Source organism: Campylobacter concisus (assembly GCF_902460625.1).
In the GTDB taxonomy this organism is placed as follows: Bacteria; Campylobacterota; Campylobacteria; order Campylobacterales; family Campylobacteraceae; genus Campylobacter_A; species Campylobacter_A concisus_AD.
This window is the reverse complement of sequence record NZ_CABPUT010000002.1, coordinates 77,130-86,205: the sequence shown is the minus strand read 5'-3', so window position 1 is coordinate 86,205 and position 9,076 is coordinate 77,130. Positions and strand designations below refer to the sequence as shown.

The following is a 9,076-nucleotide window of genomic DNA, read 5'->3' as shown; positions in this document are numbered from 1 at the left end:
AAAATCCTTAACCCCTCCCCTCCTAAAAGCACAAGAAGCTTTAGAGAATAGTTTAAGAAACATTACTTTACAAGATCTATTAGATGAGCTTATTAATTTATAAAATTTAAAAAGTAGACAAACTAGGTTATAGAATTTAAAAAGCAGGCAGATATATAAAAACCAATCTATTTTATTTATTAGGAACGCTATGCGCTCCTAACTATTTTTATGTATCTTTATGTAGGAATTTTTATAAATTTCTAGATTTTATTACTCTTTGCTTTTCTCTTTTTTAGCTTTACTCTTTTGTGCTTTATCTTTTAGCTTTTCTTTCTTATCTTTTATCTCTTTTATATTATCATCTTTAGCACTATCTTTTTTCTCTTTTACTTCATCACTCTTTTTACTTACCTTTTCTTTTATCTCATCTTTTTTAGATTTTGTTTTTGATTTTGTGTCATCTATCTTTGTAGTGCCTGATACTGATATATCTGATTTTAAATTTTCAAATGTCTTATCGCCTATACCATTTACATTTTTTATATCTTCTATTGAGTTAAATTTATTTGCTTTTCTATACTCTATTATTGCATCTGCCTTTGAAGAACCTATGCCATCTAAACTCATTAACTCTTCTTTTGTGGCGGTGTTTAAATTTACAGCTGCCAGTAATGTAGAAGCTGCTGTTAGCAACGAGAATATAACCTTTTTCATTTTTGTCCTTTTTGGGTAAATTTGGGTTTGGAGTCTATCATATTTGGTGTTTTTAGTCAACACTCGTATAAAAGCATAAACTAAAAGATATTTATAAATATAAAGATAAAAAGTCTAATTATTTAAAAATATAAATAAATGTAAGACTTGATATTTTTGTTATAAATTAAGAAATAATATTTTAAAAGATGATTGTTTAGATAAAGAATATTAAAAATTAACAAAGCCCGCAACGACCTACTTTTCCAACATCCCAGTAAGGGAGAGTATCATCAGCCAGGACGAGCTTAGCTTCTTGGTTCGAGATGGAGCAAGGCGTTTCCTCGTCTGTATAGTCACGGGCAGTGTTAAATAAAAGATATATCATATAAATCTCTTATTTAACACTACTTGATAAAGTTAAAAGTCATAAACAAAGTTTTATAAAAACATATCTTATTAAGTTTTTATCCTTAACAAGGAAGTGATGCTTATTAAAAGATAAGCAGACGAGCTATTAGTACTGGTCAGCTAAAGGACTTTCATCCATTACACACCCAGCCTATCAAACACATAGTCTATATGAGCTCTTAAAAGAAGATTCATCTTGGAGTTGGCTTCCTGCTTAGATGCTTTCAGCAGTTATCACATCCCAACATAGCTACCGAGCGATGCTCTTGGCAGAACAACTCGTACACCAGTGGTTGGTTCGACCCGGTCCTCTCGTACTAGGGTCAACTCTCCTCAATCTTCTTACGCCCACGGCAGATAGGGACCGAACTGTCTCACGACGTTCTGAACCCAGCTCGCGTACCGCTTTAAATGGCGAACAGCCATACCCTTGGGACCTGCTCCAGCCCCAGGATGCGATGAGCCGACATCGAGGTGCCAAACCTCCCCGTCGATGTGAGCTCTTGGGGGAGATCAGCCTGTTATCCCCGGGGTACCTTTTATCCTTTGAGCGATGGCCCTTCCACACAGAACCACCGGATCACTAAGACCGACTTTCGTCTCTGCTTGACGTGTATGTCTCGCAGTTAAGCTGGCTTATGCCTTTATACTCTATGAACGATTTCCAACCGTTCTGAGCCAACCTTTGTAAGCCTCCGTTACATTTTGGGAGGCGACCGCCCCAGTCAAACTACCCACCAGACATTGTCCTACTTGAGGATAACTCAAGCTAGTTAGCTATCAGAATAAAAAAGAGTGGTATCTCAACAACGGCTCACCATAAACTGGCGTCTATGGATCAAAGCCTCCCACCTATCCTGCACATTTTTATCCCAATAGCAGTGTCAAGCTGTAGTAAAGGTCCACGGGGTCTTTCCGTCTTGCCGCGGGTAGGAGGAATTTTCACCTCCACTACAATTTCACTGGATCCCTCTTCGAGACAGCTCCCATCTCGTTACGCCATTCATGCAGGTCGATATTTAATCGACAAGGAATTTCGCTACCTTAGGACCGTTATAGTTACGGCCGCCGTTTACTCGGGCTTCGATCAAACGCTTCGCAGAGCTAACGTCATCAATTAACCTTCGAGCACCGGGCAGGCGTCACACCCTATACATCCTCTTACGAGTTAGCAGAGTGCTGTGTTTTTGGTAAACAGTCGGGAGGGACTCTTTGTTGTAACCTTCAATGCTTACGGAGTAAATCCTTCACAAAGTTAGGCACACCTTATACCGAAGATACGGTGCTATTTTGCAGAGTTCCTTGAAGAGAGTTCTTCCACGCGCCTTAGAATACTCATCCCACCCACCTGTGTCGGTTTACGGTACGGGCAACTATAACTAAACTTAGAAACTTTTCTTGGCTCGACAGTATCAGCAATTCGCTATCCATTCCGAAGAACTTCAAACGCCTGTGGGGTCTCGGCTTAAAAAGATCCGGATTTGCCTGGATCTTAACCTACACCTTTCGACTAGCACTACCATCCGCTAGCTTGCTTAACTCTAAGCGTCCTTCCATCGCACATTATAGTTGGCATTGGAATATTAACCAATTTTCCATCGCATACCCCTTTCGGACTTTGCTTAGGACCCGGCTAACCCTACGATGACGAGCATCGCGTAGGAAACCTTGGGTTTACGGCGTTGGGGATTCTCACCCCAATTATCGCTACTCATGCCTGCATGCTCACTTGTATTCGCTCCAGCACTCCTTACCGGTATACCTTCAACGCAAATACAACGCTCTCCTACCACTTAGTAAAACTAAGTCTAAAGCTTCGGTACTCATTTTAGCCCCGTTATATTTTCCGCGCAGAATCACTAGACCAGTGAGCTATTACGCTTTCTTTAAAGGATGGCTGCTTCTAAGCCAACCTCCTGGTTGTTTAAGTAACTCCACATCGTTTTCCACTTAAATGAGATTTAGGGACCTTAGCTGTTAGTCTGGGTTGTTCCCCTCTCGACGACGGATTTTATCACTCGCCGCCTGACTGCCATGATTACACACTAGGTATTCGGAGTTTGATAGGGTTTGGTACATTGGTGTATGCCCTAGCCCATTCAGTGCTCTACCCCCTAGTGTTACTACATGACGCTATACCTAAATATATTTCGGAGAGAACCAGCTATCACGATGTTTGATTGGCCTTTCACCCCTATCCACAAGTCATCCCATAGCTTTTCAACGCTAGCGGGTTCGGTCCTCCACCGGCTCTTACACCGGTTTCAACCTGCTCATGGATAGATCACATCGTTTCGGGTCTGCAACGTCTGACTAAACGCCCTATTAAGACTCGCTTTCGCTACGGCTCCGGATTTCCTTAACCTCGCCAGACATCACAACTCGCAGGCTCATTATGCAAAAGGCAGTCCATCACCCTGATAAATCATAGGGCTCTGAATGATTGTAAGCAAATGGTTTCAGGTTCTATTTCACTCTGATCACCTCAGTTCTTTTCACCTTTCCCTCACGGTACTTGTGCACTATCGGTCTAGTAGTAGTATTTAGGGTTGGATAGTGGTCTACCCAGCTTCAGACAGAATATCACGTGTTCCGCCCTACTCAGGATACTGCTAAGTAAAACAAAGCTTTCATATACGGGAGTATCACCCTCTATGCTTAATCTTTCCAGATTATTCTATTAGCTAAGTTTAGTCTATATTGCAGTCCTACAACCCCGTTAGTAAACTAACGGTTTGCCCTCTTACGCGTTCGCTCGCCGCTACTAGCGTAATCTCTTTTGATTTCTTTTCCTGAGGGTACTAAGATGTTTCAATTCCCCTCGTTCGCTCCATATTAGGTAGTTAAGCTCGCGCTTAACTGGGTTGCCCCATTCAGAAATTCCCGGATCAAAGCCCCTTGACGGCTCCCCGAGACTTATCGCAGCCTGGCACGTCTTTCATCGCCTCTACTAGCCAAGGCATCCACCACTTGCTCTTTGTAGCTTACCTTTTCTATATTAGATTATTCTAATTCGCATCACTTCCTTGTTAAAGATAACTTTATATTACTATATTTAAATTCTAGCTCTCAAGACGGAAAGCATTGACTACTATTTAGATAAGTTTTAAATCCTAAATAGATTGTGATGTCAAACTTTTGCATTAAATGCAAAGAGAATAGAAATTTAAATCTTTAACAAGTCCTGTAAAATTGTTTTTAAAACTTGCTTGTGACTATTAACAATATTAATTAAAAGAACATTTAGACAAAAGTCTAATTAGAAAGTTTAAATTTTTAAGCTCTCTAATTAGACTTAATATAGTTAAACTATTTTATGGTGGAGAATAGCGGGATCGAACCGCTGACCTCCTGCGTGCAAAGCAGGCGCTCTCCCAGCTGAGCTAATTCCCCAATTAAATTCTCTGGTGGGCCTAACAAGACTTGAACTTGTGACCTCACCCTTATCAGGGGTGCACTCTAACCAGCTGAGCTATAGGCCCCTATAGGTCTATCAATCTTTCAAAACTAAACAAGGATGATTGAGAATATCTTTCTTATAGATATCTTGTGAGAGAATATCTATATGTACTCTAGAAAGGAGGTGATCCAACCGCAGGTTCTCCTACGGTTACCTTGTTACGACTTCACCCCAGTCGCTGATTCCACTGTGGACGGTAACTAATTTAGTATTCCGGCTTCGAGTGAAATCAACTCCCATGGTGTGACGGGCGGTGAGTACAAGACCCGGGAACGTATTCACCGTAGCATGGCTGATCTACGATTACTAGCGATTCCGGCTTCATGGAGTCGAGTTGCAGACTCCAATCCGAACTGGGACATATTTTATAGATTTGCTCCATCTCGCGATATTGCTTCTCATTGTATATGCCATTGTAGCACGTGTGTCGCCCCGGACATAAGGGCCATGATGACTTGACGTCGTCCACACCTTCCTCCTCCTTACGAAGGCAGTCTCATTAGAGTGCTCAGCCGAACTGTTAGCAACTAATGACGTGGGTTGCGCTCGTTGCGGGACTTAACCCAACATCTCACGACACGAGCTGACGACAGCCGTGCAGCACCTGTCTTAACATTTCTGCAAGCAGACACTCTTCTATCTCTAGATGATTTGTTAGATATCAAGTCCGGGTAAGGTTCTTCGCGTATCTTCGAATTAAACCACATGCTCCACCGCTTGTGCGGGTCCCCGTCTATTCCTTTGAGTTTTAATCTTGCGACCGTACTCCCCAGGCGGTATACTTAATCCGTTAGGTGCATTACTGCCAAGACTAGCTTAGCAACAACTAGTATACATCGTTTAGGGCGTGGACTACCAGGGTATCTAATCCTGTTTGCTCCCCACGCTTTCACGCATTAGCGTCAGTTGAGTTCCAGCAGATCGCCTTCGCAATGGGTATTCCTGGTGATCTCTACGGATTTTACCCCTACACCACCAATTCCATCTGCCTCTCCCTCACTCTAGATTACCAGTTTCCCAAGCAGTTCTATGGTTAAGCCATAGGATTTCACAAGAGACTTGATAATCCGCCTACGCGTCCTTTACGCCCAGTGATTCCGAGTAACGCTTGCACCCTCCGTATTACCGCGGCTGCTGGCACGGAGTTAGCCGGTGCTTATTCGTTAGGTACCGTCATTGTTCTTCCCTAACAAAAGGAGTTTACGCTCCGAAAAGTGTCATCCTCCACGCGGCGTTGCTGCTTCAGGGTTTCCCCCATTGAGCAATATTCCCTACTGCTGCCTCCCGTAGGAGTCTGGACCGTGTCTCAGTTCCAGTGTGACTGATCATCCTCTCAGACCAGTTATGCGTCATAGCCTTGGTGAGCCATTACCTCACCAACTAGCTGATACAATATAGCCTCATCCTACACCGAAAAACTTTCCCTATCTAACTTATGCTAGAGAGGTGTATAGAGTATTAGCAGCCGTTTCCAACTGTTGTCCTCTAGTGTAGGGCAGATTAGCTATACATTACTCACCCGTGCGCCACTAACTCATAAGAGCAAGCTCTTACTTGTCCGTTCGACTTGCATGTATTAGGCACGCCGCCAGCGTTCACTCTGAGCCAGGATCAAACTCTCCATATTAATTACCTAGCAAAATTTATTTGATAGGATTTTATTATGAAGTTTTTAATCAAAAAAACTTTTAGTTTTATTTATTAGTTTGTCTAATCTATTATAATTATAAAATAATAGACTGGCTCAATCGATCACTTGTTTAGATTTCAAAGATTGACTAATAGTTTAACAATTGTAAATTAAAAGAACAACGATAAAAAGAAAAGGCTTTATTAACCAATGAAGTTAAAGGTGGTTTCTCGTTTCGTGAGCTGGAATTATATATGAGCAATACTTAAAGATAGTTGAAATAATTAGGGAATTTGAGAAAAAATTGTTGGCGATTAAAAATTTTAAAGTATGTATTTTTATTATAGGTTAAGGGTTTAGTTTTTGAAGTATAAATTTGGAGAGTTTCTGCTCTCCATCATTTAAACATTAAATTATGTGAACTTTTACACAATGTATATTAATAAGCCGCGATAAGCTCTATTTCCACAAGTGCGTCTTTTGGCAAGGTTTTAACAGCCACTGTACTTCTAGCAGGATAAGGCTCTTTAAAAAAATTAGCATACGCAGTATTTACTTTAACAAAATCTGCCATATCTGCTAGAAATATTGTAGTCTTTACAGCATTATCAAAAGTAAGTCCTGCTTCAGCCAAGATATTTTTTAAATTTTCAAGTGATTGCTCAGCTTGGGCCTCTACGCTACTACCTGCAAACTCACCCGCTGGTGTGACACCAAGCTGACCTGAGATAAATAAAAATCCATTTGCTCTAATAGCTTGAGAATATGGCCCAATCGCTTGTGGAGCATTTTTTGTTGAGATTTGTTTTTTCATATTTTCTCCTTTTGAAATTTTTTAAAATCCTACTATAAATTTTCTAAATTTTTAGTCTCCAAAAGCTATAATGGGCAAAATTTCAAAAGGATGAAGATGCAAAATATACTCGCACCAAATGAGTTTTTAGATGATTATGTACTCGGTGCTGAGTTGGCTAAAAATGCTGGCATCTCATCAAATGCTTATCTTTTTTGGAAAAACATCATAAGTGCTAAATTTGAAAACTCAAGAATAGTTTTTCTTAGAAAAAATAGCATTCCAGCCAAATTTCAAAACATTATAAAAACCTGCACACCTTTAAATGGACTTATTCCAACAGGCGTATTTTGCTCTTTTACCTCGCTTGCTCCTTCTCATCTTGTAGCAAAAAATAGCTCTAAGATCTACGAGCTCTTTAAATTTTATGAGATTTGCGGCATCAAATTTATAGACTTGAAGAAATTTTATGATGATTTTAATCTTAGCTATTCTTATAGAATTTACATTGAAAAGTGCAAATTTTTCTCGCCTGCTCCATTTGAAAAACGCATAAAATTAACTGAAACGATGTGTCTTGGATATTATTAAAGTCCGCTAGCTAGCTTGCTAGCGGGATAAATTTAGATCTTTTTGTAAGGTGCTTGACCGACTTCATAAAAGTTATTACCCTCGCAGTCAATGGCAACTATCGCTGGAAAGTCCTCAACTGTAAGCCTAGCAACTGCCTCTGGTCCTAGTTCTGGGTAAGCTAGCACCTCATATTTTTTGATACTTTGGCTAATAAGTGCTCCGATGCCGCCGATAGCAACCATATAAACACAGCATGATTTTTTCATAGCCTCGACTACTGCGTCACTCCTGTAGCCTTTACCGATCATACCATTTATACCAACTTCATTTATCATAGTTGGGGTGTATTTATCCATTCTACCGCTTGTTGTTGGGCCTGCTGCGCCGATAGCTTGATTTGGCTTGGCTGGAGTTGGTCCAACGTAGTAGATAGTCTCACCCTTTAGTTCAACTGGTAGCTTCTCGCCGCGTGCTAAAGTTTCAGTAAGTGCCTTATGTGCAGCGTCACGAGCTGCTATGATAGTGCCTGATATTAGGACATTGTCGCCTGCTTTTAGGCTTTTTACCACCTCTTTATCAAATGGTGCTGTTATTCTTTTTACTTCTGACATTTTCTCTCCTTAAAGCTCAGCGTCTGCGTGACGTGCAGCATGGCAGTTAATGTTTATAGCAACAGGAAGACCTGCTATGTGAGTTGGATACCACTCGACATTTACTTTAATGGCAGTGGTGTCACCACCAAGTCCTTGAGGACCAACACCAGTTTTACAAGCAATCTCTAGTAACTCGTCTTCTAATTTGGCATATCTTGGATCAGAATTTTTACTATCGACTGAACGAACTGCTGCTTCTTTTGCCAAAAGTGCTGCCTTATCCATCGTACCGCCTATGCCAACGCCTATTGTTAGTGGAGGACAGGCATTTGGTCCAGCGTATTTTACAGCCTCTAAAAAGACTTTTTTTACACCTTCTATACCATCAGCTGGCACAAGCATTTTTAAAACTGATTTATTCTCACTACCAAAACCTTTTGGAGCTACTTTTATCTTTAGCTTATCTCCTGGCACGATTCTAGTGTGAATGACGGCTGGAGTGTTGTTTGTGGTATTTTTTCTCTCAAAAAGTGGCTCAGCCACGACTGACTTTCTTAGATAACCTTCAGTGTAGCCTTCCGCAATGCCCTCATTTATCGCATCTTCAATATATCCACCCTCGATATGCACATCTTGGCCGATCTGCACAAAAACAACCGTCATACCGGTGTCTTGGCAGATAGGTGCAACGCCCTCTTCTGCAAGCTTAGCATTTTGTAAAATTTTGCCCAAAATGTCTTTGCCTAGTGACGAACTTTCGCTACATTGTGCCTTTGTAAAAGCAGCCTTTAAATCTGGCGTCACGACATAACAGGCCTGTTTGCAAAGCTTAGCAACGACTTCTCTTATATCTTTTGCATTTATTATTCTCATCTTTACTCCTCGTAAAAAACAATTTTTAATTATATTAACTATATTTAAAATTTAAGATTAAATTTTAC

Annotated in this window: 5 protein-coding genes, 2 tRNA genes and 3 rRNA genes; 1 reads left to right on the top strand and 9 read right to left on the bottom strand. The window is 40.7% G+C overall.

Annotation, left to right across the window (positions count from 1 at the left end; all coding sequences use genetic code 11):
- Nucleotides 1-252: 252 nt before the first annotated feature.
- From F3G69_RS09615 to F3G69_RS00865, 7 genes are all read right to left on the bottom strand, one after another.
- The gene (locus F3G69_RS09615; protein WP_180997302.1) at nucleotides 253-696 is read right to left on the bottom strand and encodes a ComEA family DNA-binding protein; all 444 of its coding nucleotides are present in this window, start codon (nucleotides 694-696) and stop codon (nucleotides 253-255) included.
- A gap of 224 nt (nucleotides 697-920) precedes the next feature.
- Nucleotides 921-1,039: ribosomal RNA gene (rrf, locus tag F3G69_RS00890) — 5S ribosomal RNA — on the bottom strand.
- Between the two features lie 133 nt (nucleotides 1,040-1,172).
- Nucleotides 1,173-4,076: ribosomal RNA gene (locus F3G69_RS00885) — 23S ribosomal RNA — on the bottom strand.
- 327 nt (nucleotides 4,077-4,403) lie between these two features.
- A tRNA-Ala gene (locus F3G69_RS00880) sits at nucleotides 4,404-4,479 on the bottom strand.
- A 12-nt stretch (nucleotides 4,480-4,491) separates the two neighbouring features.
- Nucleotides 4,492-4,568, bottom strand: a tRNA-Ile gene (locus F3G69_RS00875).
- 94 nt (nucleotides 4,569-4,662) lie between these two features.
- Nucleotides 4,663-6,173 (bottom strand): 16S ribosomal RNA (locus tag F3G69_RS00870).
- Together the 16S, 23S and 5S rRNA genes with 2 tRNA genes alongside form the textbook arrangement of a ribosomal RNA operon.
- 442 nt (nucleotides 6,174-6,615) lie before the next feature.
- Complete coding sequence (locus tag F3G69_RS00865; protein ID WP_149714148.1) at nucleotides 6,616-6,990, bottom strand: RidA family protein; 375 nt, start codon at nucleotides 6,988-6,990, stop codon at nucleotides 6,616-6,618.
- A gap of 96 nt (nucleotides 6,991-7,086) precedes the next feature.
- Between F3G69_RS00865 and cheQ the strand changes: the two genes are divergently transcribed.
- On the top strand, nucleotides 7,087-7,560 hold the full coding sequence (cheQ, locus tag F3G69_RS00860) for a cheVAW transcriptional regulator CheQ (protein ID WP_149714147.1): 474 nt from the start codon (nucleotides 7,087-7,089) through the stop codon (nucleotides 7,558-7,560).
- Between the two features lie 32 nt (nucleotides 7,561-7,592).
- On the opposite strand, the gene F3G69_RS00855 is transcribed toward cheQ, so the two are convergent.
- A complete protein-coding gene (locus F3G69_RS00855; protein WP_084109801.1) occupies nucleotides 7,593-8,153 on the bottom strand; it encodes a Fe-S-containing hydro-lyase in 561 nt (186 codons plus the stop codon).
- Between the two features lie 9 nt (nucleotides 8,154-8,162).
- Nucleotides 8,163-9,008, bottom strand: a complete 846-nt coding sequence (locus tag F3G69_RS00850; RefSeq protein ID WP_149714146.1) for a fumarate hydratase — start codon at nucleotides 9,006-9,008, stop codon at nucleotides 8,163-8,165.
- Nucleotides 9,009-9,076 lie beyond the last annotated feature (68 nt).

Excerpts from the sequence above, each read along its gene's own strand:
- F3G69_RS00855 (WP_084109801.1), bottom strand. The coding sequence starts at position 8,153 with ATGTCAGAAGTAAAAAGAATAACAGCACCATTTGATAAAGAGGTGGTA.
- F3G69_RS00850 (WP_149714146.1), bottom strand. The coding sequence starts at position 9,008 with ATGAGAATAATAAATGCAAAAGATATAAGAGAAGTCGTTGCTAAGCTT.
- cheQ (WP_149714147.1), top strand. The coding sequence starts at position 7,087 with ATGCAAAATATACTCGCACCAAATGAGTTTTTAGATGATTATGTACTC.
- F3G69_RS09615 (WP_180997302.1), bottom strand. The coding sequence starts at position 696 with ATGAAAAAGGTTATATTCTCGTTGCTAACAGCAGCTTCTACATTACTG.
- F3G69_RS00865 (WP_149714148.1), bottom strand. The coding sequence starts at position 6,990 with ATGAAAAAACAAATCTCAACAAAAAATGCTCCACAAGCGATTGGGCCA.